This window comes from Candidatus Neomarinimicrobiota bacterium (assembly GCA_034716895.1).
Lineage (GTDB): Bacteria > Fidelibacterota > UBA8477 > UBA8477 > JABMPR01 > JABMPR01.
On the sequence record JAYEKW010000124.1, the window covers coordinates 1 to 26,349 of the forward strand.

At 46.3% G+C, this 26,349-nt stretch carries 23 protein-coding genes; 14 read left to right on the forward strand and 9 right to left on the reverse strand.

What is annotated here, in order from left to right; all coding sequences use genetic code 11:
- Positions 1–125: 125 nt before the first annotated feature.
- Positions 126–1,154: a hypothetical protein gene (locus U9Q77_07895; protein ID MEA3287282.1), complete on the reverse strand. Its 1,029-nt coding sequence runs from the start codon at positions 1,152–1,154 to the stop codon at positions 126–128.
- 314 nt (positions 1,155–1,468) lie between these two features.
- Between U9Q77_07895 and U9Q77_07900 the strand changes: the two genes are divergently transcribed.
- The 14 genes from U9Q77_07900 to mce all read left to right on the forward strand — a co-directional run bounded on the left by U9Q77_07900 (position 1,469) and on the right by mce (position 16,062).
- A complete protein-coding gene (locus U9Q77_07900) occupies positions 1,469–2,689 on the forward strand; it encodes a tetratricopeptide repeat protein (protein MEA3287283.1) in 1,221 nt (406 codons plus the stop codon).
- A 223-nt stretch (positions 2,690–2,912) separates the two neighbouring features.
- Positions 2,913–3,272 carry a holo-ACP synthase gene (gene acpS / locus U9Q77_07905; protein ID MEA3287284.1) on the forward strand — a complete coding sequence of 120 codons (360 nt, stop codon included), beginning with the start codon at positions 2,913–2,915 and terminating at the stop codon, positions 3,270–3,272.
- Positions 3,273–3,276: 4 nt separating this feature from the next.
- On the forward strand, positions 3,277–4,827 hold the full coding sequence (locus U9Q77_07910) for an NAD(P)H-hydrate dehydratase (GenBank protein ID MEA3287285.1): 1,551 nt from the start codon (positions 3,277–3,279) through the stop codon (positions 4,825–4,827).
- Entirely contained in the window at positions 4,808–5,206 is a 399-nt protein-coding gene (locus U9Q77_07915) for a VanZ family protein (protein ID MEA3287286.1), read from the forward strand. Before U9Q77_07910 ends, U9Q77_07915 begins: the two co-directional genes overlap by 20 nt.
- Positions 5,199–6,890, forward strand: a complete 1,692-nt coding sequence (gene recN / locus U9Q77_07920) for a DNA repair protein RecN (protein MEA3287287.1) — start codon at positions 5,199–5,201, stop codon at positions 6,888–6,890. Before U9Q77_07915 ends, recN begins: the two co-directional genes overlap by 8 nt.
- 6 nt (positions 6,891–6,896) lie before the next feature.
- Positions 6,897–7,382: a hypothetical protein gene (locus U9Q77_07925; GenBank protein MEA3287288.1), complete on the forward strand. Its 486-nt coding sequence runs from the start codon at positions 6,897–6,899 to the stop codon at positions 7,380–7,382.
- Entirely contained in the window at positions 7,382–8,401 is a 1,020-nt protein-coding gene (ltaE, locus tag U9Q77_07930) for a low-specificity L-threonine aldolase (protein MEA3287289.1), read from the forward strand. Before U9Q77_07925 ends, ltaE begins: the two co-directional genes overlap by 1 nt.
- Before the next feature lie 3 nt (positions 8,402–8,404).
- Positions 8,405–9,757, forward strand: a complete 1,353-nt coding sequence (trkA, locus tag U9Q77_07935) for a Trk system potassium transporter TrkA (GenBank protein MEA3287290.1) — start codon at positions 8,405–8,407, stop codon at positions 9,755–9,757.
- The gene (locus U9Q77_07940) at positions 9,735–11,228 is read left to right on the forward strand and encodes a potassium transporter TrkG (GenBank protein ID MEA3287291.1); all 1,494 of its coding nucleotides are present in this window, start codon (positions 9,735–9,737) and stop codon (positions 11,226–11,228) included. The genes trkA and U9Q77_07940 overlap by 23 nt, the downstream gene beginning before the upstream one ends.
- Positions 11,228–12,004 carry an enoyl-CoA hydratase-related protein gene (locus tag U9Q77_07945; protein ID MEA3287292.1) on the forward strand — a complete coding sequence of 259 codons (777 nt, stop codon included), beginning with the start codon at positions 11,228–11,230 and terminating at the stop codon, positions 12,002–12,004. Before U9Q77_07940 ends, U9Q77_07945 begins: the two co-directional genes overlap by 1 nt.
- Positions 12,005–12,018: 14 nt before the next feature.
- Positions 12,019–13,062 (forward strand): DUF1611 domain-containing protein, encoded by a 1,044-nt coding sequence (locus U9Q77_07950; protein MEA3287293.1) that lies wholly within the window; start codon positions 12,019–12,021, stop codon positions 13,060–13,062.
- Between the two features lie 32 nt (positions 13,063–13,094).
- The gene (locus tag U9Q77_07955) at positions 13,095–14,117 is read left to right on the forward strand and encodes a dipeptide epimerase (protein ID MEA3287294.1); all 1,023 of its coding nucleotides are present in this window, start codon (positions 13,095–13,097) and stop codon (positions 14,115–14,117) included.
- Positions 14,118–14,135: 18 nt separating this feature from the next.
- Positions 14,136–15,653 (forward strand): D-alanyl-D-alanine carboxypeptidase/D-alanyl-D-alanine-endopeptidase, encoded by a 1,518-nt coding sequence (gene dacB / locus U9Q77_07960; protein MEA3287295.1) that lies wholly within the window; start codon positions 14,136–14,138, stop codon positions 15,651–15,653.
- A 4-nt stretch (positions 15,654–15,657) separates the two neighbouring features.
- On the forward strand, positions 15,658–16,062 hold the full coding sequence (mce, locus tag U9Q77_07965; GenBank protein ID MEA3287296.1) for a methylmalonyl-CoA epimerase: 405 nt from the start codon (positions 15,658–15,660) through the stop codon (positions 16,060–16,062).
- Positions 16,063–16,109: 47 nt separating this feature from the next.
- Here the strand turns inward: mce and U9Q77_07970 are convergent, their stop codons facing one another.
- From U9Q77_07970 to U9Q77_08005, 8 genes are all read right to left on the reverse strand, one after another.
- Entirely contained in the window at positions 16,110–17,591 is a 1,482-nt protein-coding gene (locus U9Q77_07970) for an MATE family efflux transporter (protein MEA3287297.1), read from the reverse strand.
- On the reverse strand, positions 17,512–18,951 hold the full coding sequence (gene menE / locus U9Q77_07975; GenBank protein ID MEA3287298.1) for an o-succinylbenzoate--CoA ligase: 1,440 nt from the start codon (positions 18,949–18,951) through the stop codon (positions 17,512–17,514). Before menE ends, U9Q77_07970 begins: the two co-directional genes overlap by 80 nt.
- A 56-nt stretch (positions 18,952–19,007) precedes the next feature.
- Positions 19,008–20,159: an o-succinylbenzoate synthase gene (gene menC, locus U9Q77_07980; GenBank protein ID MEA3287299.1), complete on the reverse strand. Its 1,152-nt coding sequence runs from the start codon at positions 20,157–20,159 to the stop codon at positions 19,008–19,010.
- Between the two features lie 22 nt (positions 20,160–20,181).
- The gene (locus tag U9Q77_07985) at positions 20,182–21,066 is read right to left on the reverse strand and encodes a 1,4-dihydroxy-2-naphthoate polyprenyltransferase (GenBank protein MEA3287300.1); all 885 of its coding nucleotides are present in this window, start codon (positions 21,064–21,066) and stop codon (positions 20,182–20,184) included.
- 211 nt (positions 21,067–21,277) lie between these two features.
- On the reverse strand, positions 21,278–22,099 hold the full coding sequence (menB, locus tag U9Q77_07990) for a 1,4-dihydroxy-2-naphthoyl-CoA synthase (protein MEA3287301.1): 822 nt from the start codon (positions 22,097–22,099) through the stop codon (positions 21,278–21,280).
- Between the two features lies 1 nt (position 22,100).
- The gene (menH, locus tag U9Q77_07995) at positions 22,101–22,916 is read right to left on the reverse strand and encodes a 2-succinyl-6-hydroxy-2,4-cyclohexadiene-1-carboxylate synthase (protein MEA3287302.1); all 816 of its coding nucleotides are present in this window, start codon (positions 22,914–22,916) and stop codon (positions 22,101–22,103) included.
- On the reverse strand, positions 22,906–24,648 hold the full coding sequence (menD, locus tag U9Q77_08000; protein ID MEA3287303.1) for a 2-succinyl-5-enolpyruvyl-6-hydroxy-3-cyclohexene-1-carboxylic-acid synthase: 1,743 nt from the start codon (positions 24,646–24,648) through the stop codon (positions 22,906–22,908). Before menD ends, menH begins: the two co-directional genes overlap by 11 nt.
- A 270-nt stretch (positions 24,649–24,918) precedes the next feature.
- Positions 24,919–26,286, reverse strand: coding sequence for an isochorismate synthase (locus U9Q77_08005; protein ID MEA3287304.1), 1,368 nt, complete (start codon positions 26,284–26,286; stop codon positions 24,919–24,921).
- Between the last annotated feature and the right edge of the window lie 63 nt (positions 26,287–26,349).

Consider the following 26,349-nt stretch of genomic DNA (forward strand, 5'->3'; position numbering starts at 1 on the left):
CATTTCGACAGGCTCAATGCAACGCTCTGCGCGCTCTGCCTGTGCGGCGAAGCTTGTAGAGCGTAGACGTGCGAGAGGGACTTTTTGCGAAGGCGTCAATTTTGAATGGCATGTGTTTTCCTGAATCAATACACAAAGACATCGTACTGTATGGGAGCATATCTCAAAGCACTGGTAATGCGGACTTTATTTCTACCTTTTGAATCGATATGATACAAAAAATAATCGTCTCCATTTTCCAGTGTATAGATCAGAAAGTCATCACCGGGAAAGAATTGTGGGCTGTGAGCCACCAAGCCCTGTTTGGTCAATTGAAGGGGTGTGCTAAGGGCCACGTTGCCTACGAAGATCTCCACTCCTTTAGTCGCTGAAGAGTACGCTGAGTAACCAATTTGCATACCATCACCAGAAAGAATTGGTCTACCATTAAAGCCTGTGCTAAAAGTCAGAGAATTAATAAAATCTCCATCCTGACTCATGAAATAATAGGAGTAACTACTAAGATGGTCCGGTCTGCTCCAAACAATGAACCTTTCTCTTTCAGCCGCAATAGCGATAATCCATGAGCTGGGAGCAGCCGTTGTGATCTCAAGTGTATCCGCACTGCCAATAGTCACTTTTCTAATGTTTCGGGATCCCTCTGAGTTAAGCAGAATGACCGCGTCGCCATGGTCAGTATAGACCGGGTCATAACCGCGAGTCAGCAAGTTTAGGTTTTGACCATCTATATTAATCTCATAAACTTGTGACCGTCCCCCAACATCATCAACAAAAACCAGCTTGTCTCCCCGAGGTGATACGTCATAGCTACTGATCCAGCGATCAGTGGTCAGTTGGATAGAGGCAGTGCCGGCAGTATCTAAATAAAACAGATCCCGATCCCCTCCAGCGGTGGAAATATAGAAGATGCCACTACCATCCTTGTTAAAGCGTGGTTGATACTCATTACTGGTCTCAGATACCAAAACCCGTTCACCCTCACCATCAAAGTCAGTTAGCCAGATATCATAATCAGAACGCCCTGATCCACTATTTCGAATATCGTAAGCCACCAGGATATTTCTGGTAACCTCTTCATCAGGTGCAAAGATTGAGCATTGATTCAAGAGGAGTGATAGAATGAATAGCAAATAGAGTTTGGTGCTTTTGTTCATGTTCAGTTCCTCAAAAATAAGGTTCACACTTTAAATTCTTTGAATGCTGAAAATCTAGGCGCTGGACACCTGAAATGGTATTGATTTATGGTGTTGAGAAAAACATCTGTTTATGAAGAACGTTATATTTATGGATTGATTGGGTTCAATAAAATCAATGACAAAAGTAAGCACACCGTCTATATTGCTCGCCACTTGAGAGTAAGTCTCAAGTGATGGTGTCGGTCTTTGATCGATGGAATTGGTGACCGCTTGTTGGGTCATCAGATCAGGACATTTGAAAAGTATGATATTTTTTTAAGGAAGCATGAAGCATGAAAAAGTTTGCTATAGTCACCTGTTTATTAATCTCAATCTTTGGCCAATTAATGGCACAATATCCAGATGAACTGGTAGATCAGGCACGTGAAGCGATCAAGAATTTTGATATTCCCACCGCTGACAACGCCTATAAGTCAGCAATGAAAGCAGTGGATGAAGACGAGTATAAGACTATTCAGGCTGAGTGGCAGGTATTGGAAAAGATCAATATTCTACTTGCCGATGCACGCCGTTCCATGGATCGTTCTGAATATTCTGAATCCCTTAAAAAGTATAATGAAGCTATCGCCAAAATGGATGCCTCGCCCCATGATATTTGGGGTATGGTTAAAGGTGAGACATACTACAGCATGGGCATGGTCTATTATCGACAGGCAGAACCGATCAAAGCTGCCGATAACTTTCGCAATGCCATGACCTTTGATCCTGTAGAAACCAAATATGGCAAAGCCATTGAGATGGTAAGAAACAAACACTATAGCGAGGGACACAAATATTTCAGGCGTAAGGACTATGCTTCAGCTCGCATCGAATACGAGAAGGCTGTGGCTGTGGATCCGTCATTTGCCAGTGGTTTTTATCAATTAGCCCTGATTGCGAAAAAAGATGGGGATCTTAAACAGGCAGAAAATTTCTACCGCGATGCTGTTACCAGTGATCCGACCCACTATAAATCATGGTACGGTCTGGGTACGCTCTACAGTGGAATGGGTAATAATAAAAAAGCCATTGAATCACTGAAGATGTCCATCTCCATCAATGCCAGCTATGAAAAAGCTTACTATGTGCTGGGCAGGGTCTATGAAAGCCAGAAGAACAACAGCCTGGCCATTCAGAACCTTAAAAAGGCTATTGAAGTCAATAAAAAATACACCAGAGCCTATGAGCTGTTGGGCAAGATCTATGTTGATCAGGAAAAGTACAATTCGACTATCTCATTATTGAAGGGCTTAACTGGAAAAGCAGCTTCTTACAAGACGAACTATCGTTTGGCTCAAGCTTATAATGGCTCCGGGAATCATTCAGCTGCTCTCACGGCAGCCTCGAAGTCCCTGGCTAAGAAAAAGAATTGGGCTCCTGCTTTGATTGAAAAAGGGGATGCCTTGAAGGGTCTGGAGCGTAATAAAGAGGCGATCAATGCCTGGCGTGCTGCTACCAAAGATGCCCGTTGGAAATCCATGGCTCAACATCGTATTGATGAACTGACCAAGTGAAGGTAAATAGGCGCTTCTTGCAATAGAAAAAGACTTAAAAGGCTGTCCGTGTGGCAGCCTTTTTTTATGAGCACTATGGTTTCCCCCAATATTTGATCCTGAGAATCTCTGCCAGTTGGCAACAAAGATTCGTACATTTTGTCAAATTCGTGGCAAAAAAAGATGAAAAATGAATCAAAATTTCCACTTTTCCCCTAGACACACCGGTATAAATTAAGCACCCATGGCAATCAAAGGAATAGGCAATGATATCGTAGAAGTCAGTCGCATAAAAAGACTGCGTGAAAAGTATGGAAGTCGCTTTTTGGTGAAGGTTTTCACCAAAGGTGAGATTGCCTACTGCGAATCAAAAGAACATCCAGAAATTCATTTTGCCGGTCGTTTTGCCGCCAAAGAAGCCATTGCTAAAGCGATCTATCAAAGTGGCCATAACGAGGTGATCTCCTTTTCTCACATCGAGATCCTGAATGATGCTGAAGGCCGCCCCCAGGTTTCTTTCTTGATTCATATTAAAGGAAATTGCCTGGTCACCATCTCACATGAACACAGTATGGCCATCGCTTTTGCGGTTGTGGAGTCCTGATCGAGTGAAACCATTCCTTAGTATGGCCGCCAACCGGGCTGTCGATGACTATGCCATCAATACCTGTGGTATTCCCGGGGCAACATTGATGCAACATGCCGGACAGGCTCTGATCCAGGAAATGGAAAGCATGGGCTTCCTGGAAAATGCTCCCCAAGTCCTCATCTTAACTGGAAAAGGCAATAACGGCGGGGATGGATACGTTATCGCCACCGGCCTGCATCAGCAGGGAGTTCCTGTTGCTCTTATTACGGTGGCAGATGAATCGCAGATACACGGAGATGCCTTGATTCACTATCAAATCCTGCAAAAATTGGATCTAAGTATTGAGGTTTGGCAGGACACTGTTGACCAACACAAATTGATCCAGGAAGCAGATATCATTGTGGACGCATTGCTGGGGACTGGCATCAGTGGTGCCCTGCGTTCCCCTTACCCGGAAATCATTAAGGCCTGCAATCACAGCAAGGCTCGTATTGTTGCTGCTGATGTTCCTTCTGGCGTGACCGGTGACCTGGGCGATATACTGGAACCCTGTATCAAAGCTGATCTCACCATCAGCATGGGCTTTGGCAAGCAGGGCTGTCTCTTTGAACCGGCCCGAAGCCATTGCGGAAAAACAATTCCAGTGGATATCGGATTTCCTGAGAATAGTCTGGAACAGGTAGAAGATATCACTCTGCACAAGTTCGAAAAGGGTGATTTTTCCCCCGAAACTTACACAAGATCTGCTGCTGCTCACAAATATTCAGCTGGGAAAGTCTATATCATGGCTGGTTCACGGGGATTCACCGGGGCAGCCCTGTTATCCGCCACTGCAGCTTTGAGATCGGGTGCCGGTCTGGTTAAACTGGCTTTACCGAAGTCTTTGGGACAAATCGGCGAGACAGCCTCACTGGAAACCATTGTGGAGTACCTGCCTGAGACTCCAGAACAGAGTTTCGCCTCTGGAGCCCTGCCACTTTTGGAAGCCGGCTGTAAATGGGCTGATACGGTTGCCATAGGACCAGGACTTGGTCGAGATCCACAAACCTTAGATCTTGTAAGAAAGTTTATCGAGAGCTGTCCGAAACCCCTGGTCATCGATGCCGATGCTCTTTTTGCATTGATCGATCATCTGGAGATATTGAAAAAAAGAACGGCACCCACGATTTTGACACCCCATCTAGGTGAATTCAAACGTCTTCTGGGTTTTGCCGATACCCCTGTACCATCCTGGCAGGATGCCCTGAAATTTTCAGGAGAGTATGATGTCTATGTGCTCCTGAAAGGTGCTCCATCCATTCTGGCTGCTCCCACAGGAATGGTTTCAGTGAATGCTTCGGGCTATTCCGGAATGGCTACTGCCGGCAGCGGTGATGTCCTTACCGGAGTGATCGCCTCACTCTGGGCTCAATGGACCAAAATCCCTGAAGTGCTGGATTTTGCCATGTACATTCATGGACAGGCAGCTGATCTGAAACGGCCGGAAAAAGGTGTGTTGGGTCTGATCGCCAGTGATATTGTTGATGCACTTCCATCTGCCCTCAAGGAGTATGGTGAATTACCAACTTAAATATTTTGCTCCTGCTGTTCTGTATGTCGCGTTGATCATTGCTTTGTCAAGCCTGAATCAACGTGTGGTAACCAATCTTTCCTGGGGAATCCAGGATTTCATTCTGCATAGTCTGGAATACCATTTTTACGGGGTCACCCTGATCTGGGCTTTTCTCAGAGAAAAACCCAGGGCTGAGCTGAAAATATCCTACCGTTTGGCTGTCAGTGTGGGCGCCCTCTCTGCCATTGCTGATGAATTCTATCAATCATTCATCCCCAGTCGGTACTCCACAGTGGAAGATGTGGTCGCTGACATATTCGGGGTTATTCTCTCTTTAATTACCTTTTCCCTGTTGATGAAGATACCTGCATTGGAGCGTTTCAGACAAAATGCTTAAAACGCTACATATTGAAAATTTTGCCATTGTAGATGAAGCCAATGTCAGTTTTGACAACGGCTTGAATATTATCACCGGGGAAACTGGTGTGGGGAAATCACTCATTGTGGACGCACTGAGCATTGCTTTGGGGGAACGGGCCTATAAGGACTTTATCCGTGAGGGTTATTCCAGCGCTATTGTGGAAGCGGTTTTTGAAGTGAAACGAGCCGTTTTACCCAGATTGACCAGCTTGGGTATTGATTCAGTTACCATATCCGTTAAACGGGAAATCAAACTACAGGGCAGCTCAAAAGTTTGGATCAATGGCCAGCTCAGGTCGGCTCAGGAACTTAAGGAACTGGGCGACCGTCTGGTAGATCTCCATGGTCAACATGAACACCAGTATTTACTCAATGAAGAACATCACATAAATTTTCTGGATCAATATGCCGAAATAGAACTGTTCCTGGGTGAAATATCCCAAAAATACCAGCTCCTCACATCCCTGAAACGTGAACTGCGGGAACGGGTGCAGGATGCCACCAGTCGGCAGGAACAGTACCAGCTATATGCTTTTCAATTGCAGGAACTAAATGATGTAAATCCACAGCCCGATGAACTGGACAATCTTGAAAAAGAACGTCGCATCCTGGAGAATGCCCAGACCATTAGTGAACAGGCTTCTGCCCTGTATCAGGAAACGGAGGCTATTGAGGGCTCTGCTATCCAGCGTTTGAATCAGATCATCAGCCAATTGGAAGGATTAAGCCTTTACACTGATACAGCAGCCACTTTTTTGCCGGAAGCACTGGCTGCCAGAGTATCACTCCAGAGTATTGCTGACTTCGCTACTGAATATGAAAAAGAAGTGCGATCGGACCCCCGGCGACTAAGTGAGGTAGAAACCCGGTTGAAAACCCTCAATCGTCTCTGCCAAAAATATAACAAGACCTATCCTGAACTATTGATCTACTGGCAGAAGATCGGAAGCCGGCTGGATCAGCAGAATGATCCGGATTGGAGCAGGGAAGAGCTGTTGCGGTCTATCAAGACTGCCACTGAAACCTACTCTCAGGATTGTCAACTATTGACAAATATCCGCCAAAAGGAAGCTCAGATTCTCACCAGTGCCATTGTAGAGAAATTAAGTCACCTCGGGATGCCCAAGGCTCGTTTTCGAATAGAAGTTGAACAAATCGAGCTGGAAAATGGTTCTGTTGAATTGGCTGGTAAAAGGTTCAGAGGTGATGAGACAGGCATGGATCAAGTGACATTCTGGATGCAGGCCAATCCTGGTGAACCTCTGCGTCCCTTGGCCAGGACTGCTTCCGGAGGTGAGATCAGCAGGATCATGTTGGCCATTAAATCGGCCATGTCCGGAAAAGATGGCATCGGAACAGTGATCTTTGATGAGATTGACACCGGTATCTCTGGTCGCATAGCCCGGGTGGTGGGTAATGAGCTCAGGGATCTGGGTCAGCATCATCAATTGATCAGTATCACCCATTTACCTCAGATCGCCAGTTTGGCAGATAACCATTTTCGGGTGGAAAAACATTACATCAACGGTCGTACAGTTACCAGGGTCAAGCGTTTGAGCGAAGAAGAGCGGATCACTGAGATCGCCACGCTCATTGGCGATGGTGCGGCTGGTGAAGCCACACAGCTGGCTGCCAAAGAATTACTTAACCAAGAGGATTGATCCAACATGCGTTTCAGATATTTCATACCCCTGCTTATTTTGATCCTGTTCAACTTTTGCTCCAAACAAAGTCCTGAAGTTCAACTGAGTGACCCGGGTTTTGGCGTGGTAGAGACCCATATTGACGTTGATAAAGTTGTCGACCTTCCGGTTTTGATCAAATTTGATCAGGTCATCAAAGGCATCCAGTTCACCTTGACCTGGGATACGGCAATTGTCAAAGTTGGTCAGCCCGAACTAACTGAACTAAATTCGGGTTTTACGGTCAGCACCAGTAAGGGGACAGGAGGTGAAATGAAAGTTTTGGTCTTCAGTATGACTGGGGACGTGTTGAACACCTCTGAACCTGAGATTCTGTCAATTCCCATAAGTGTTCTCGATTCCCTGGCGGACCAGGTCTCTCTCCTGTTTGACAAGGCAGTGTTTGCCGGACCAAATGCCCTGTCCTATGATATCCCTGTTACACACGCTAATTTGACTGTCAGAAAATAATGATCGATCTTCGTTCGGATACAGTCACCAGACCCACTGCGGCTATGCGCAAGGCTATGTATGCTGCTGATGTAGGGGATGATGTCTATGGTGAAGATAATCTGATGAATCAATTGCAAAGCCGGGTTGCTGATTTGTTAGGTAAGGAAGCCGGTCTGTTTATTCCTTCGGGAACCATGAGCAATCAACTGGCTATTCGTAGTCATACTCAGCCTGGTGATGAGGTGATCTGCGACTATAATGCCCATATTTTTAACTATGAGGGGGGCGGACCAGCCCTGTTAAGCGGAGTTCAATTGCACCTGCTCCCAGGTGATCATGGAATCTTGGATCCAGACCAGATTGGTTCAGCTTTGAGACCAGCAGATCATCATTACGCTCAAACCCGCTTGATTGCCCTGGAGAATACTCATAACCGGGCAGGTGGAGTGGTTTATCCGCTTACGATGATCGAGTTGGTGGCAGAAATAGCCCGTAAACAAGGTCTTCTCATGCATCTGGATGGGGCACGGCTTATGAATGCTGTGATCGCCACGGGAATTGATCCAGCAGCCTATGCTGCTCCCTTTGATTCGGTGAGTCTCTGTCTATCAAAAGGGCTGGGTGCTCCGGTTGGTTCGATTCTGGTGGGTAATGCGGATTTTATTGATAGAGCCCATCGGTTTCGGAAAATATTTGGTGGCGGTATGCGCCAGGTCGGCAGTTTGGCAGCCGCAGGTCTGTATGCATTGGATAACAATCTGGAGCGCTTGGCTGAAGATCATCAACGGGCTAAAGCTTTGGCTGAAACCTGTCTGGAATTGGGAGTATTGGAAGACGATATCGCCTGGACCCAGACCAATATCGTACTTCTGGCTTTTCCTGCAGGAAATACAGCTGCATTGGAAGCCGAATTCAAGCAAGCGGGTTTACTGGTATCTGTTGTGAATGACCAGCGGATCCGACTCGTGACCCATCTTGATTTTGGGGATGAACAACTTATCCAGGCCAGGGAAATTTTGAAAAAAGTGTTAGGTTAGGGCATGAAGAAAAAAATTGTGATAGTTGGTGCTGGTAGCGTTGGGTTCTATTTGGCAAAAACCCTGGCAGAATTGGGAAATGATATCAGTATCATCGATATTGATGCTGAAAAAGTACACCGGGCCAAACAGGAACTGGATGCTCTGGCCATTGAAGGCCATGGTGCCCAATCCAGTACTTTGGAGGAAGCTCAAGTTGGATCAGCTGATCTGTTCCTGGCCGTGACGAGGATCGATGAGATCAATATCGTGGCTTCCATGAAAGCCCGCAAAATGAATCCTAACGCCAAGATCCTGGCTAGAGTTCGCAGTGGTGATTATCAAAAAAAGGATGCCCTGCTGGATTTGAAAGAGCTGGGGATTGAAAAAGTGATAAATCCTGAGGAAATTGCCGCCCGCGAAATTCAGCATCTGGTTCAACATGCTACTGCCCAGGAGATTATGACCTATAATCACGATCGGGTCTATATGGTCGCTCTGACCCCTACCAATCAGTGTGAATTGATGAACAAATCTTTACGGAACCTGGGCGAAACTTATGCTCAATTACCTTTTCGTACAGTGGCGATCGACCGTGACGGCGAAACCATAATTCCTGATGGAGATCATGTTTTTGAGCCGGGTGATAAGATATTTGTAGTTTGTCTGAAAGAAAAACTCAAGGAAATGTATCGTCTTTGTGGATTCAAACAGAAGAAAATGATCAAGACGGTCATTATTATGGGTGCCGGAAAGTTGGGCCGGATCGTCGCCCGTAATCTGAAAGATCAATTCAATGTTCGCCTGGTGGACCATCGCAAGGATAAGCTACTCAAGGCTGCCAAAGAACTCCCTGATGTGCTACTGCTGCATGCTGATGGCTTGGATATTGATTTCCTTGAAAGTGAGGGGGTCAGCGACTTTGATGCACTGATTACTCTCACAGATGATGAGACCACCAATCTATTTGCTGGCTTGATCGCAAAAAAAGTGGGTGTCGATAAGGTAATCGTCCATATCAATTCACCTGATTACATCCCGCTGGTTAAAGGATTAGGGATAAATTCAGTTGTCAGTAAAAACCTATCCACTGTGGATGCCTTTATGCGTTATGTGGTTCGTGGGGAAGTTCATTCCGTGATGATGTTGGAAGGGATCGACACAGAAGTGATCGAGTTATCCCCATCACCAGAAAGTAAGATCGTTGGAGTTCCTCTACAGAATATTGATTTTCCACCAGATGCTGTTGTTGGGGGCATTATTCATCCTGATGGTGAGGAGATCGCTATTGGCCGGAGTGTGATCAATGTTGGGGATCGAGCCATTGTGTTTGCCAGAGCAGCCAGAGTAAGTGATGTCGAAGCACTTTTCAACTAAACGCTTCAGTCTGCTGCCCACCCTTAACGTGCTGGCAGCACTGACCCTGATTATCGGGGTTTCCATGGGTTTATCCCTCCTGGTTTCATTAGGCTATGGAGATGGAGATGCTTCAGCCCTTTTTGAAGCCATGATCATCACCTTATCAGTTGGGGGTGTCGGCTACATCTTTACCAGGCATAACCATGTATTGGCACCTCGCCAGGTCTTTCTCAGTGTGAGCTTGAGCTGGATATCAGCCTCCCTGTTTGGTGCTTTGCCCATGTTCTTTGCCACAGAAATCTCCTATACAGATTGCTTTTTTGAAGCCATGTCAGGCTTTACTACTACGGGAGCCTCAATCCTGAATGACATTGAGAGCCTGCCCCATGGCATTTTGTTTTGGCGAAGCTTTACTCACTGGCTGGGTGGTATGGGGATCATCGTTTTCACGGTTACTGTAATGCCTTTGGCTGGTAGAAGTGGGACTTTACTTTTTGCTGCAGAAGCTCCGGGACCTGTTAGTGACAAGATCACCCCCAGAATGTCTGAAACGGCCAAGATATTATACTATGTTTATGCTCTTATTTCACTGGTTGAGTTTCTCTTACTGTGGTTGGGACCAATGGATTGGTTCGATTCAGCCTGTCATACATTCGGCACCATGGCAACAGGTGGCTTCTCCACAAAGAATGCCTCAGTAGCTCATTATCAAAGTGCCTATGTTGATTGGGTAATCATTATTTTTATGGTGATGGCCGGTACTAATTTCTCCCTCCATTATTTCGGTCTTCACGGCAAATTCATTAGCTATATCAGAAGTCGGGAGTGGCAGTTCTGGATGAGTATTCTGGGCACGGCCATCGTTCTGTTGGTTGGTGATTTGTACTTTTCAAATTACTATCGATCCAATATTGAAGCGGTTCAGGCTCTCAAAGCAGAGCCTCTCCGCCAAATTGTTTTTCAAGTTGTCTCGATCATCACCACAACAGGTTTTGCCACTGCCGATTTTGAACAATGGTCCACCTATGCTCAATTCTTGCTTTTTGGACTCATGTTCATAGGCGGTATGGCCGGTTCAACCGGTGGTGGTATCAAAGCCATCAGAATCCTGCTTTTCACAAAAATGGCCATTACAGAATTACGGCGTATGATTCATCCCCGGGCTTATTTGCCCATAAAGCTTCGCAATCAATTCGTGGATGATAATGCAGTTCGCAATACCACGACCTTCTTGCTGTTTTTCATGGTCATTTTCGTGGGTCTTGCCTTTTTTCTTACCGGATTTGGACATGATCTGGTCACGAGTACCACTGCTTCTGTATCCATGCTTTGTAATATCGGCCCAGGGTTGGCAGACGTAGGTCCCACAGATAATTACTCATTTTTCAGTGATCTTGAAAAGTGGGTCATGGCTTTTGTGATGATGCTTGGTCGCCTGGAAGTACTCACAGTGGTTGTTCTTTTCAATAGACATTTTTGGAGGTCATAATGGAATTTGTTCGGTTGGAAATCAACGAGGGAATCGCCAGAGTCACCATTGATCGGCAGAGTAAATTGAATGCGTTGAATGCGCAGGTTCTGGATGAGTTGGAGACCTGTTTTCTGAGTTTGAAGAAGCATTCAGAAGCACAGGTTATCATGATAACCGGTGCCGGTGAAAAATCTTTTGTAGCAGGTGCGGATATCAGTCAATTTCCCTCCCTGTCACCAGAAGAGGCACACACTTTTTCACTGCGGGGACAAGCTGTATTCTCACTTATAGAAGCAAGTGTAAAGCCGGTGATTGCCGCTGTGAATGGTTTTGCCCTGGGTGGTGGCTGTGAACTGGCCCTGGCTTGTCATCTTCGATATGCCTCTGAGAATGCTTTATTTGGTCAACCCGAAGTTAAGCTGGGTGTGATCGCTGGATATGGCGGTACCCAACGTCTCCCCCGCCTGATCGGGACAGGATATGCTCTTGATCTGCTGTTGTCTGGCAGGATGGTTTCTGCAGCAGAAGCACTTGGAATGGGTCTGGTTAATGGCGTTTTCACTCAAGCAGAACTCTTATCTAAAGTAGAAGAACTGGCGGGGACTATCCGGGATCAGGGACCACAAGCGCTGGCATTTACCCTGCAAGCAGTATTTGAGGGTGCCGGTAAACCACTGAAAGATGGTCTGGACATTGAAGCAACTGCTTTTCGTGATGTCTTTAAGACTGATGACCGAGTAGAAGGTGCGACTGCTTTTCTGGAGCATCGCTCTCCTGACTTTAAGAACCGTTAGATCGAATCATTATAATGATTCATCCCAAACGCAGATTTGCACTCTATGCTCAAGATCATTTACATTCATTGGGGAGCAAAACTGCCAATGGTTTGATCCTGTTCCGGCCAGATGAGGTCGCAGTTATTATTGATCGTAGCAAGGCGGGCCAAACCGCCCAGGAGGTCTTGGGCTATGGTGGGGCCATACCCATTGTTGCTCACATGAACGATGCGCTGAAATATCAACCCGATGTTCTGGTCATTGGAATTGCTCCCATCGGTGGAGCCACAAAATTAGCCTGGTTTCCTGAATTAAAGATCGCTTTGGATGCTGGCTTGGAAGTCTGGGCCGGACTTCATCAATTTTTAGCTGATTTTGATGAGCTTAGATCCTATGAAAATCAAATATGGGATGTTCGCAGACCCCCAGCAGGTCTGAAAGTCGCTCAAGGCTCCTGGAAGAAGCGCCAGTCAAAAGTTATCCTCACTATAGGCTCAGATTCTAATGTGGGTAAAATGACAACCGCTCTGACCCTGAAGCGGCATTTACAGGGAATTGGCCTTGATTCAATATTTGTCGGTACTGGACAAACCGGTATCATGATTTCTGGAGGTGGTGTTGCTGTTGATGCCGTGATCTCTGATTTTGTCAATGGCGCTGTGGAAGCTGAGATCGATAAAGTCGATGGCCAGGCTCCCCTGATCATTGTTGAAGGTCAGGGAGCTATTACCCATATTGGATACAGCGGTGTCACTCTGGGTCTGATTCATGGTGCCATGCCAGATGCATTCATCCTCGCTCACCAGCCCAGCCGACTTGTCGATGACTATGACCACCCTTTGCCAGGATTGAAATCCGTGATCGATCTGCATGAATCATTAATGGCACCCTTTAAACATAGCCCGGTACTCGGGATAAATATGTATTCCAAAGATTTGAGTGTGGAAGCCAGTCAGCATGAATGCCAACAGATCTACGAGCAAGTCGGCTTGCCCGTTGAAGACATGGTTCGAGTCCCCAAAAGGATCGTTGCTGAAAATGTGATCAGGACCCTTTTTCCTGACCAACCAGGCTAAGTATAATATAATTATGATTATGAGGAAATAAAATGGGACTGACTTTGAAATGGTCTATCAAACGGATCACTACCAAATTTGAATTTAAAATAGCCCGGAGTGCTGAAAGCTATTACGATGTGGTTATTCTGGAATTAAGCGATGGCGTTCATACAGGCTACGGTGAAGCAGCTCCTTCAAAGCGTTATGAAAAGGGTCCTGAAGCAATTCTGAATTTTTTGGAAGGTCATCAATCTCAGATTCTGGAATTGCCCTTATCGGATTATGAAAACCGTCAGGCCGCTCTGGAACAAATATTTCCTGACAGCTATTCACTTCAGGCCGCTTTGGATACAGCATTTTGGGATTTGTATGGTCAGCAAGCTGGACAAGCTCTGTGGCAACTATTTGGAGCTGACAAGGATTTGGCCATCTCAACCTATACCATCGGTATTTCTGATCTTGGTGTTATCCCGGATAAAATTGCTGAAGCAGCACCCTACCCGCTACTCAAGATCAAACTGGGTACGGATTATGATCACGAGATCATGCGTGCCATCCGCGCTGAGACTGATAAAGTGCTGCGAGTAGATGTAAATGAGGGCTGGAAAACTCTTGATGATGCCAAACGAGGCACTGAATGGTTGGTCCAGGAAAATGTAGAATTCCTTGAGCAACCCATGCCTGCAAATCAGCTTGATGATATTGCAAAATTAAGAGAATTCTCACCCTTACCCCTGGTTGCTGACGAAAATTCTGTTCGACCAAAGGATATTCCTGGTCTGGTAGGGGTTTATGATGGGATCAATATTAAATTGATGAAATGCGGTGGTCTGAGCAATGCCAAGAAGATGGTTGAATTAGCCCAAAAACACCAGTTTGATATCATGCTAGGCTGTATGGTTGAAACCTCAATTGGTATTTCAGCCATGTCACAGTTGGGCTCCTTTGCACGCTGGTTGGACCTGGATGGAAATGTTCTCTTGGCAGATGATCCATACATTGGCGTTGGAAATGAAGCAGGGAAGATATTGTTACTGGATAAACCTGGTCTGGGCGTTGAAATTAGAAACTAGAAATTGGTGGAGACAACTGTGAGATCTTTTAATAAAACAATATTGAGTAGCCTATTCCTCATAGCATTCTTAGGTTGTAGCACCCAAACGCCCGCTACAGCAACATTATTCCCTAAACAAGCTTTCAGACGGACTCCCCAACAGCAGGTTGCCTTTGAGATCGATACTTTGTTAAATCAGGCTGCTACCGAGATGGGGTGGTGGGGTGTCAAAATCCAATACGCAAATTCCGGGGAAGTGATCTACGAGCGGAACACCGCAAAAATGTTTATGCCGGCTTCCAATATGAAGATGTATACGACAGCCGCTGCACTATGTTTGCTGGGTCCCCAATATCGTTACGAGACTGATTTTGCAACGAATGGTTTCATCGACACAGAGGGCGTGCTTTCAGGAGACCTGATCATAAATGGAAGCGGTGACCCCTCCTGGTCCTGGCGCTTTTATGATAACAACTATGATTCTGTAATGGTCCGCTTCGTAGATTCTTTAAAAGCACAGGGAATCACTCAGATCCAGGGTAACATTATTGGAGATGACGATGTGTTCGACGATGTAGCACTGGGTTATGGGTGGTCCTGGGATGATGAGGTCTATTATTATGCGGCTCAATTATCAGGACTTTCCTATAGTGAAAATTATATCGACTACACCCTAATTCCCGATTCGTTGAAACTTGGAAACCCCGTTATTATTGAACCACATCCTCAAACGGCATACATGAATTTACGCAATGACCTAAAGACCGTTAGCAGCGACACAGCTACTGAATGGGATTATGGTCGGGATCTGGGAACCAATGATGGGTGGTTTGAAGGGGATTATCGGATTGAAAAGGGTGAGACTGAAAGAACAATTACCATTCATAATCCCACCCTGTATACGGCCCATGTATTGAAGGAACGCCTCGAAGAAGCCGGGATCATGGTAAGCGGGCAACCTGTAGATGCAGATGATCTGCCAGATTCGCTTAATTATTCCACCACAACAAAGATCTTTACCTATTTTTCTCATCCCCTGTCTGATATTATCAGCAAAGTGAATCGTCCGAGTCAAAATTTTATTGCTGAAACCCTGCAAAAAACCTTGGGTGCAGAATTTGGTAAAGAGGGGTCATCCCGGGAAGGCCGTAAAGTTCAGATGGCCCTCTATGATTCTTTGGGTATGGATACTCGTAATCTAAAGCTTCGGGATGGTTCAGGATTATCCCGTCATAACCTGGTATCTCCCAATACTTCGAATTCCCTGTTGCAGATGATGTGGGATCATCCCTATCGATCGTATTACATCGAGTCGTTTCCGCTGGCCGGTGTTTTCGGAACTCCCAGAAAGCTGACTCTGGGTACCAGTGCTGAGGGCAATGTACGGGCCAAGACCGGTACTATTGGTTATGTGCGGGCTTTTAGTGGATATACCTGGACCCAATCCGGGGAACCCATCATCTTCTCATTGATGGTGAACCACTATACAATTTCCACCTCGCAGGTAAATCAGCTTCTTGAACAAATCGTGGCTCATCTGTCAGATATGGAGTAACGCAATGAAAGTTAACAAGATCAGCCATATTGCGATCGCCGGAGATGATCCTGAACAGAGTCGAATTCTATATGAAGATATTCTGGGATTGGACTACACAGGGTCAGAACCTGTGGAACGGGAAGGGGTAACAACTCATTTCTTTGGAGTGGGGGAGTCCAGTATCGAGATGTTGGAGCCGCTGTCAGAAAATTCACCAGTTGGTAGATTTCTGAGCAAAAGAGGTCCCGGTCTCCATCATATTGCATTGGAAGTGGAGGGGCTGGATGATTATGTGGTAAAGCTTAAGCGAGCGGGCATCACCCTTCTGCAAGAGGAACCCAAAATGGGTGCCCACAATATGCGAATCATTTTCATTCACCCAAAATCCACAGGCGGCGTGTTGATCGAGTTGTGCGAAAAGGTTTAATGCCAATTCACTTCCATTTGCGCGTTCCAAGTAATTCTGTCAGTGTGTCATCGTCTTTGCGAGGACTGTAAAGACTGCTTGACCTTGCTGATACGAATTGATAGCCAGACAAGAGAGGTACTGGCTGCCACGATAATTGCCACGATAGAACTGTACCAAACCCACTCACAGGGTTTCCCTAAAATAACCGCAAAATAATAAGCCAGTGGACCACTGACCAGGGCTACTCGGATAGCGGTGGTTACCATGGAGGGGATTCCGGTTCCCAGTCCTTGCATGGAACGACCTGATATCATTCCAATGGCAATCAACCAATAAAAAGGTGCAAAGGTTCGAATAATGCTAATGGCAACCTCATTTACGACGGGATCATCGGTAAATATTCGGAAGACATAGGGTGCAATGAGGTAAAAGATAATACCTGAACCTACACCGATCATGATCCCATAACGCAAGCCATCCTTGATCACCTGTTTGATCAGGTCAGGACGTTGAGCACCATAAAACATACCGACCAAGGTGACCAGGGATCCGGCAATGGCCATAACCGGGAGAAAGAAGATCTGATCCAGACGGCCGGCGATCTGATAACCCGCAACAACATCAGCCGAATAATGCACCAGGATCCAATTGAACAGAGCGCCACCCATGGACATGATGATCATGGAGACAGAGGCGGGTAACCCGATCCTGAAGATATCCTTGAAGTAGCTGAAGTCTAAATTAAAGGCGTTGAAATTGAGCTGAAGCAGGGTTGCTTTTTTTATCAGGATGACCCTCGAATACATGGCTACAGCCACCAGCATACTGAGAACCGTTGCCCAGGCCGCACCACGAATACCCATATCCATCCCAAAGATCAAGATAGGATCCAGGATTATATTTACAATCGTGCTGGTAATTTGGATCTTGACAGGAGTTTTTGTATCGCCTTCTCCGCTGAAAATGGATCGCAGGAAAATTCCGGTGATCATAAAGATGAAACCGCCGGCAATCACGTGAAAATAATCCAAGGTGTCGACTATCAGATTCTCCGGAGTTCCCAGGAGCAAAAGTATCTCTTCGCCGAAGATCAACCCACCTATGCTGAAAAATCCGCCAAAGACCAGCCCCAATACCAATCCATGTTCGGCTACATTGGTTGCAGCCTCATGATCCTTGGCTCCAATGAAACGAGCGATCACAGCTGTCACACCCGTTCCAAGACCGAAGCTGATGCCCATGGCCAACCAGAATAGTGGCAAGTTAAAAGCCAAAGCAGCAATGGCATTCACAGAAATACGAGCCACAAACAACATATCGACAATGCTATAAAGAGTCTGGACTGCCATACCCATCATAACTGGTAATCCCAAAGTCCAAATTGCTTTGCGTGGATTTGCGATAAATGAATCCAGGCGAGAGCTCTTCAATTGGGTGACAGTATGCTTCATACTGACTAAATAAGGATTATGATAGTGAGTGCAAAGGTTTGTTTCTATCAAGAATGTGTTTTGACAGAGCCAGACGGGATAGTTTGAGCGACCCATCCAATAATTCCTCTGGTATAAGGAAATATGCAACAGGAATCATATAGGCAGGTAGAGTCCTCTTTAATCTCTCAACGATATTTTCCAGGTTTGGAGCTGCTTTATCTATTTGAAGATAGGCTACTGGTCGGAATCCGAATTCAGAATCTTTTTGAGCGAGTACCAGCGCCTGTGTGATACCGGGAATATTGGTCAGTACCAGTTCGATGTGTTCCGGTTGAATATTTTCACCACCTGAGATAAACTGGCTGTCAATTCGTCCGGTAACAGTTAAGGCACCCTGAACATCCAGATATCCAACATCAGTGGTATGAAACCAGCCATCAGTATCTCTTAGATCAATCAGGCCCTTACCCCCTCTATATCCCATCGCCAGGGTTGGTCCTTTGACCAGTATCTCTCCCTTATGTGAAATGATCAGGTCGCGTCCAGTCAACAGTTTTCCTGAATTGGTGAGTGCTGCCGATCGATCATCCGGGCTGGTGGTTGTGATCTGCGAAGCCATTTCAGTCGAGCCGTAAGTGACCAGAATGGGTAATCCCAGATCCAGTGCATTTTGAATAAGCGTTTTGGGAAGTGCACTTCCGCCCAACAGGATAGCTTGCATTTGGCGGAGAATCCTGGCGGCTCCTGGTTCATCAAGTATGCGTTGTAGCTGAACAGCGACCAATGAGATATGGGTTATCTCCTTATTTGAGATGCTTTTCAGAGTCGTACTTGCTGCGGTTGATACGACAATGGCAGCTCCGGCCTGCGCCGTTCGGTACAGGATCGAAAGACCCCCGACATGATAAAGGGGCAGTGTAAGCAGCCACTTATCTCCTGGTTTCAGTGCGATGTTCCTGTTTGAACCTAAGGCACTTGACCAGTGATTGTGATGACTATGTTGAACGATCTTGGATGATCCGCTGGAGCCGGAGGTCATGAGCAGGCTTGCTCCTGCTGTGGCATCATATCCTGCAATTTCCACGGTTATTGGATCTGCATTGGATCCTATAAGGGCTTCATAGGAGATACTCAATTCAGATACCAGTTGCCGCTGGGAAATGATCAGAGTGGGCTGTATCTCAGAAAATATTTTAAGCAGAGCAGTTTTTGGAAAACGAGTATTCACAGGAAAAGCAATATAGTTTCCCAGAGAACAGGCCCAGAGGATCACCAGCATTGCATCTTGCGAATTCTGATCCAGGACTATTATGTCTCCCGACTTGAGACCCCTTTTAACCAGATTACCGAGCACAAGCTGAGCTCTTTCTAATAGTTCGCTGTAACTGAGTGAAAGCCGGTCAGTGATCAACGCTGTATGGTGTGAAAAGTTTTTGGCGGCATTGAGCAGGGGATGAGTGATTGAAGGATTCATTTAGATCACTTAGAAGATCATATCGTTATGAGCTCGGTAGTCTCTGCAACCAGGACTTAGCTTTGATAGAGCAATTCACAAGAACTGAGATCCAGATCCTGGGTAGTCAGGGTGCGTACAGGCATCCAGCCATTTTGAATGGATGAAGGTTTTTTAACCGTTCCAGAAGTCAGTGCTGACCGGGTGTCCAGACCCACTGCCAGGTCTTCTCCCGTGATGGAACCAGCCAACTGTGCCAAGGCGGCCAAGCCTACATCACTCTCATAGCTGGAAGACAGAACCGGTAATATATTTTGGTCTTTAGCCTGGTTGACCAAACTGATAAACCGGGCAGTGCAACCGATCAGAGTTGGCTTTAATACAAGGGCTTTTAACCCGGTATAGGAATCAAAAGAGATGGTAGGATCAGAAATATTGTGAAGGGTCTCATCAAAAGCAAAGTGAACCCCACAGCCATCATAGAAACGAGGCAGATCAGCCGGGTTTTCGATAGGTTCTTCGATATATTCAATATTTTCTGAAGCTACTATTTTTCCAAATTCAAGTGCTGTTTCTAGATCCCATGAACGATTCGCATCAAGCCTTAGTTTAATACCCGGACCAGCGAATTGTCGAATTTCCTGGATTCCTCGCGCTTCCAGGATCGGATTAATCCGGCCAACTTTGATCTTGAGAGTCGAATAGCCCTCATTTATTAAATAATCGGCTTCCGGCACCCAGTGGGATATTGAACTTCTGATCAAGCCGTTGATGGGGATCTTGTTGCTGGAATGCCCATACAGCATTGCTCCCAGCGATATGCTCCTGGCGTTTGCCAACAGAGCCAGCAAGGCAGTTTCAATACCAAAATAGACAACTGATGGAGCTGTCCGTTTTTCCCAATTGAGGTTAGCCCGTGAGTATTGGTGTGAGGTGAATTCACCGAAATTAATAATTCTGTCAACCAGCATGGTGGTCTTGTAAACTGCAGTTTCAATCGTTTCACGGCTGTAACCCGGTAGTGGGCTGATCTCGCCAAAACCAACATGACCAGATGTATCCGTTAAGATCAGTATAAGGCCCTCTCTATATTTCAGCGTGGTATGCTTGAGCTCTAATTCATGCTTCAGGGGCAGGCTGAATTTATACAGACGGGCTGATCTCAACTCCAGCGAAACATTCTGAAATTGAGGTGCTAGCCTGATTCCGGCAAAATTTGGTGCATTCATTCCCATATTCATCTGACCAGTTTTAAATGACCCATGTGACAGCAAAGATGATCGTGAAAATCGCTTGTAATTTAGCAGTCATCTTTAAAACAGCCAGTAACTCTTTGGGCTCCTCATAGTTTGCTGTTATTCGTACTGCGTATAAAGCCATAAAACCTGTCAACGAAGTGAGTCCGACCAGGCTGTGTTCCGGTGTCAGAAGGATCAGGGTCAGGGGGGCTAAAGTTGCAGCCAGTATTGATAATCCATACTCATATACTCCGAAGTCTCTGCCAAAAACAGCTACCAGAGTATGCTTACCTACTGTTCGATCCTCCTGATAGTCTCTCAGATTATTGATGGATAACAAAGCCATGGAGAAAAACCCGGCTGAAGTACCGGCTATGATCGCTGCCGAACTCCAGCTGCCGATCTGGACATAGGTTGTGGTGGCACTGGCAATGGGACCGAAAAATAGAAATGCAGGTAATTCTGCTAATCCATGATAGGCCAGGGGAAAAGGACCTCCAGTATAGATCACACCAAAAAGGAGCGCCAGAAGACCGATGATCACAATGGGCCATCCACCCACATAAACCAGATATATCCCGACGAGAAAAGCAATCCCAAAACAAGCGATAAAGCCATTGCGAACGGTTTCAGGAGCAACCAACCCTGCCTGGGTAACGCGCTGGGGACCGATCCGCGTAGCCGTGTCAGCTCCTTTTTTAAAATCAAAATAATCGTTGGCCAGATTGGTTCCGATCTGGATCAGAATCCCTCCCAAAAATGCAGCCAGAGCAGCCGGCCACCGAATTCCACCTTCTGTATGGGCGATAATTGTTCCCATCAGGATGGGGGAGATAGCCACTCCCAGCGTCCAGGGGCGAGCCGCCTGGATCCATAGTCCAATTCCAGTCGTTCTCATGCCTTCTCGAATCCTTCAGGTCGGCACAAAGCTTCGCTACTTGACCCTGGGATATAAGAGTGAAAAATAGTTAATCGTTTAAGCGGCATAAATAGTTGATGTCCCTGCATAAAGAAACTGAGAACCCTTCGACCAGGCTCAGTGATCACCCCAGTAAAACACGTCAGCGATTTCTCTCGGTAAGTTTTTTGGACCGTCAGACGATAGGCTCCTACGGTCTCCATGGGTATTTCTTAAAATCAGGTTTACGCTTTTCATTGTAGGCATTGCGACCTTCCTGAGCTTCTTCAGACATATAGTAAAGCAAGGTAGCGTTTCCGGCCAGTTCCTGAAGACCGGTCTGTCCGTCAACATCTGCATTGAAGGCAGATTTCAGCAGACGGATGGACAGGGGGGAGTGTTCCAGAATTCTTTCAGCCCAGGCCACCGTCTCAGTTTCCAGATCAGCATAGGGGACCACGGTATTAACAAGACCCATATCCAATGCCTCTTGAGCGCTGTACTGTTTGCAGAGATACCAGATTTCACGGGCTTTTTTCTGACCCACGATGCGAGCCATATAGCTGGATCCATAGCCACCATCGAATGATCCAACCTTGGGACCGGTCTGGCCAAAGATCGCATTATCTGCTGCAATGGTCAGATCACAGACCAGGTGCAGGACATGACCACCCCCAATGGAGTACCCGGCAACCATGGCGATAACTGGTTTTGGCAAAGTGCGAATCTGGCGCTGTAGATCCAGGACGTTTAAGCGGTGAACTCCCTCGCCATCTTTGTAGCCGGTATCACCTCGAATGGATTGATCTCCTCCAGAACAAAAGGCTTTTTTACCTGCTCCCGTGAGGATGACCACCCCGATCTTTGGATCTTCACGGGCATCTTCAAAAGCTTTGATCATTTCCTGGACGGTCAGGGGACGAAACGCGTTGCGTTTTTCCGGTCTGTTGATGGTAACTTTGGCTATTCCATTATATTTTTGATAGCGGATGTCGGTGAATTCACCAGCTGTTTCCCATTTTATTGATGTCACATTACTCTCCTTCAATTGTTTCGCGCAGAAATTGCTTTATCAGATGGGCAGTTTCCAATGGTTTTTCCAAATGAAAGGCATGATCTCCACCATCCAATATCTGGTGTTGAGCATGCGGCAATTGGGTTGCCATTTCATGATTCAATTCACTATACTTTTGATCTAGAGCGCCACTGAGCAAAAGTATCGGGAGCTCCATGTCAGGTAAACTCCCCCACAGTGATGGCAGAGACCCGCTACCCAGGTGTTGGAGAGCTCTACTCAACTGTTCAGGGTCATTATCAGAGCGGGTGGTCATTAACCAGAAGATCTGCTTATCATTTTTATAAATGGATTGAAATAAGGGAAGCTCATACCACTCTTTCAGAAAGGTGGTGAACCCCACACGATCCAAGCGATGCATTAGCTCTGTGTCTGAATTTATGCGTTGCTGACGTTCCTGCGCTGTTTTCAATCCAGGTGCTGTGGATAAACCAACCAATGCTGGGATACTCTCGGGAAAGTGTTGTTGAAGGTGCAGGGCGAATCGGCCACCCATGGAGTATCCGATGGGAACAAAAGATTGATAGCCGGCCAGAGAAAGTTGCTGTTTGAGTCGCTCTAATAGCTCGGGGTATTCCAAGTTTTCGGGTAGGTAAGTATGTCCATGACCGGGCAGGTCCACCAGGATATTACAGTATTCTCTGAAATGTTCGTTCACCAGGGTCCTCCAGTCATCGGATGACCCCATAAAGCCATGCAGCCAGAGAAGAGGGAGTCCGGTTGAATTGCCGGAAACCTGTAAATACCAGTTTAAATTCGAGGTATCAGGACTCACGGATAGCTTTGAAGATAGCCTGATGGTTCAGGTGGTTTTGAGCACGATCCGTCTGGATTTCAATGATCATTGATCTATCTCCCGTGAGACTTGCTGAGTAGACCTGTTGGAAATCGATCAAGTCCTTTGGTTTCGCATATTCAAGGGCAAACATCCCGGCCACCTTGTCAAAGGTCCAGCCATGAGGAGTTCCAAAGAAGGACTCGAAAATATCAGTCTCCGATCGAACGGGCAGAAAGCTGAAAATGCCACCCCCGTCATTGTTGATCAGTACAATGATAATGGGGTGTTTGGACTTTGATATTAATGACAATGAGTTCAGGTCATGGAGGATTGCCAGGTCACCAATTAACAGGGTCAGCGCTTTACCTGAACCAGCCTGGAACCCAGCTGCTGTAGCACATAATCCATCAATCCCGCTGGCTCCCCGGTTGGCGAAAATACGACCTCCGAACTTGTTCAAAGCACCAAACATTTCCATCTCCCGAACGGCCATACTATTGGCTACCATCAGGTCATGGTTATTGGAAATCGATCTTGATAGTTGGTAGCTAATGCCAGGTTCACTTAATGTCTCGTCTTGATCAAATTGGTCCTGGATGATTTTGGAAACTTGGGCTTCAGCTTTATTCCAGGATTTGATCCAACCCTCATTATTATTCTCTGTATCAATGGATATACAGAATTCACCCACATCCATCTGAAGAACCAGATCAACTTGATGATTTGGATCTATCTGTTCTGGTGTTTTCCTGACTGAGATATAATAACTGTCTGAATCATTAAGATACGTCAATAACCGTTTTGAAGTATAGGGTCCACCCAAATGGATCACCATGTCAGGTTTTTCCGCGTTCATCTCATCTTTCAGAAGGACCAGGTCGAAATGATTGATCAGATCAGGATGTTGGGTGAAGCGAAGTCTGGATTGAACATCAGGGAAAATGGGCCAGTTAAGGGATTCAGCAAGATTCAGGATAGCTTTCTCATACTGAGCATCTACTGAGCGTCCAACGATGATGAGTCCTTTTGGACAATCCATGATCTGCTTTGTGATCAACTCCAGTTGCTCTACAGGTAAAGGAGGGTGCGGTGTTGGTTGGCTCTCACCTTTAACAGCATGTTCCACGTGCTCAGTTTTTTCGAAGTTTAACCCATCCGTTTTCGTTGGGATATCTGTATGATCGGGGTTGTCAGTCAATGCAGGCAACAAGGGTTCCCGAAATTGGCAATTCAAGTGTACTGGTCCAGGTCTTGAACCAGTTGCAGCATGATAAAGTTCTGTTACAAGGGTCGAAACTTGCTCAGAGTCAGTGTTTGATCTGGGTGGCTCTAAATTTTTGAATAAACGAGGATAATTACCGTAGATGTTATCCTGAAAAATAGCCTGGTTTGCTCCGACGCCAATCAACTCAGGGGGGCGATCTGCACTCAAAATGATCAGGGGAATATTATCCATGGAGGCTTCCACCACTGCCGGGAAATAATTGGCTACTGCTGTCCCTGATGTACAGATAAGAACCGCTGGTTTTCCAGTGGCTTTCGCATGACCCAGAGCAAAAAAAGCTGCTCCGCGTTCATCAAAATGGGTAGTCGTTTTTGCCTGGGGATTGCGAGCGACAGCAACAGTAAGCGGTGTTGATCGAGAGCCTGGAGAAATCACAAACCGGGTGGCATCCAAACCGATCAGTTCTTCAATGATCCATTCACTGATAGCCAGGTTGGTTGTCATACGGAGTGAAGCTCCCCAATTTGTTCTTCATTGATCGTGTACATCACACCAATCTAATCAGAATGGCCATTCTGGACAATGCGGAACCCTGACATTTGGAATCGATTGTTCAGCTAGTTTGAAAAATGATCTATAGTTCTGACGATCTGACGTTGCTCAAGGTGCGAAGCAGGAAGTCGTCGAATATCGAATAATGAATATTGAACTCCGAAGTTAATGACTTCGACATTCTGCAATCCTTGTTCGCTATTCAATTGTTCACAGAGGGGCTTATAAATCCAGGGCTTTCAGGAATTTACTGATCTTATCCTCGATCTCCTGCCATTCTTCGTCGGGATCAGATCCTGGAACGATACCAGCTCCGGAATACAACGAGACCCGTTCCTGTTCGATGAGAGCTGAGCGAATGCCAACCACAAATTCGGTGTGATCATAGCCAACAAAACCGATCGGTGCCGCATACCAACCCCGCTTGAAAGGCTCCAGAGATTCGATGGCCTCCAGGGCAATAGCAGTGGGAAAACCACCCATTGCCGGAGTGGGGTGTAGATCGTTAATGAGATCCGCGTCATTTGTATCTATATCAAGCTTACCCGAAAAATGTTTGCAGAGGTGTTGGACATGAGAGAGACGGGTGATCTGAACATCTTCGTCAACTGTAAGTTCTTCACAACGCTGTTCCAGGACGCTTCCGATGGCATCAACCACGATGGCATGTTCACGTAATTCCTTGTCAGAATTGAGTAAAGCTTTGGTGTAACGTTGATCATCGCGGGTGGTTTTTCCCCGGGGACGTGTCCCTGCAATTGCCTCAGTACGGATCAACCGACCCTGCCTTTTGAACAGCCGCTCGGGAGTAGCTCCCAGGAAAGCGTGATCTTGATCAGTTTGGAAGTAAAAGTTAAAAGTCTCTTCTGACATTCGCCTTAATCGAAGCAGATAAGCAGTCGGATCAACCGGGTCACTGAAGGTTAAAGTAGCTTTTCGAGCCAAAACCACCTTCTCATACTTCCCCTGATCCATATCGGCCAATGCAGTTGTGATAGAGTTGGTCCAGGTGTTTTTATCCGGAACATCCTGGCGATGCAGGATAGCGCGCTCACCCCATTCGCTTAAGGTTACTTCAAATTGGAGCTCATCCAATTTTTCAATTAACTCATCCAGGCTGTTATCATGGTTGACCTGATAATGATAATTGCAGACCAGAAAGGTTCCCGATGGTGAACGGTGGATCTCAAATTGGGGTATAATGAACCGGTAGGCACCAAAACTACTCCACTCCGGAGCGACTTTGGTATCTCTCTCGAATTGGAACCCGCCGTAGTAACAGAGATCCGGATATCGGGCATCCAGTAAAACGTGTAACTCACTAAAAAGACTTTCCAGATCAGGCAGCACCTGCCCGGATATTTCATGAGCGATACCAACACCGGCCATCTTGAATTCCTGGTTTCGATTGGCCCAATAGGTTTTTACTGGAGCGGGCTGACAGGCGAGCCACTGCATGGCCGCCCCACTTTCAACTTCTACCTTACAGCGAATAATACGGGAAGAAGTGGCGTTGTTCAGCTCTGTACATGAGTGTTGTAGTTGTTCAAGCAGTCGTTGTTTTGCAGATGAAAGTGCCAGTGGATCCATATTCAATAACAAAAATTACAAATTAATAATTAGCGGTGGCCATTAACATATAGAGGAAAAACA

Bases quoted from the DNA above. Each gene is read 5' to 3' on its own strand.
- menC (MEA3287299.1), bottom strand. From the start codon at position 20,159: ATGAATGCACCAAATTTTGCCGGAATCAGGCTAGCACCTCAATTTCAG.
- recN (MEA3287287.1), top strand. From the start codon at position 5,199: ATGCTTAAAACGCTACATATTGAAAATTTTGCCATTGTAGATGAAGCC.
- U9Q77_07925 (MEA3287288.1), top strand. From the start codon at position 6,897: ATGCGTTTCAGATATTTCATACCCCTGCTTATTTTGATCCTGTTCAAC.
- U9Q77_07895 (MEA3287282.1), bottom strand. From the start codon at position 1,154: ATGAACAAAAGCACCAAACTCTATTTGCTATTCATTCTATCACTCCTC.
- acpS (MEA3287284.1), top strand. From the start codon at position 2,913: ATGGCAATCAAAGGAATAGGCAATGATATCGTAGAAGTCAGTCGCATA.
- U9Q77_07955 (MEA3287294.1), top strand. From the start codon at position 13,095: ATGGGACTGACTTTGAAATGGTCTATCAAACGGATCACTACCAAATTT.
- U9Q77_07940 (MEA3287291.1), top strand. From the start codon at position 9,735: ATGTCGAAGCACTTTTCAACTAAACGCTTCAGTCTGCTGCCCACCCTT.
- trkA (MEA3287290.1), top strand. From the start codon at position 8,405: ATGAAGAAAAAAATTGTGATAGTTGGTGCTGGTAGCGTTGGGTTCTAT.
- ltaE (MEA3287289.1), top strand. From the start codon at position 7,382: ATGATCGATCTTCGTTCGGATACAGTCACCAGACCCACTGCGGCTATG.
- U9Q77_07970 (MEA3287297.1), bottom strand. From the start codon at position 17,591: ATGGGTCGCTCAAACTATCCCGTCTGGCTCTGTCAAAACACATTCTTG.
- menE (MEA3287298.1), bottom strand. From the start codon at position 18,951: ATGAATCCTTCAATCACTCATCCCCTGCTCAATGCCGCCAAAAACTTT.
- U9Q77_07950 (MEA3287293.1), top strand. From the start codon at position 12,019: ATGATTCATCCCAAACGCAGATTTGCACTCTATGCTCAAGATCATTTA.
- U9Q77_08005 (MEA3287304.1), bottom strand. From the start codon at position 26,286: ATGGATCCACTGGCACTTTCATCTGCAAAACAACGACTGCTTGAACAA.
- mce (MEA3287296.1), top strand. From the start codon at position 15,658: ATGAAAGTTAACAAGATCAGCCATATTGCGATCGCCGGAGATGATCCT.
- menD (MEA3287303.1), bottom strand. From the start codon at position 24,648: ATGACAACCAACCTGGCTATCAGTGAATGGATCATTGAAGAACTGATC.
- U9Q77_07900 (MEA3287283.1), top strand. From the start codon at position 1,469: ATGAAAAAGTTTGCTATAGTCACCTGTTTATTAATCTCAATCTTTGGC.
- U9Q77_07915 (MEA3287286.1), top strand. From the start codon at position 4,808: ATGGTGAATTACCAACTTAAATATTTTGCTCCTGCTGTTCTGTATGTC.
- U9Q77_07945 (MEA3287292.1), top strand. From the start codon at position 11,228: ATGGAATTTGTTCGGTTGGAAATCAACGAGGGAATCGCCAGAGTCACC.
- U9Q77_07985 (MEA3287300.1), bottom strand. From the start codon at position 21,066: ATGAGAACGACTGGAATTGGACTATGGATCCAGGCGGCTCGCCCCTGG.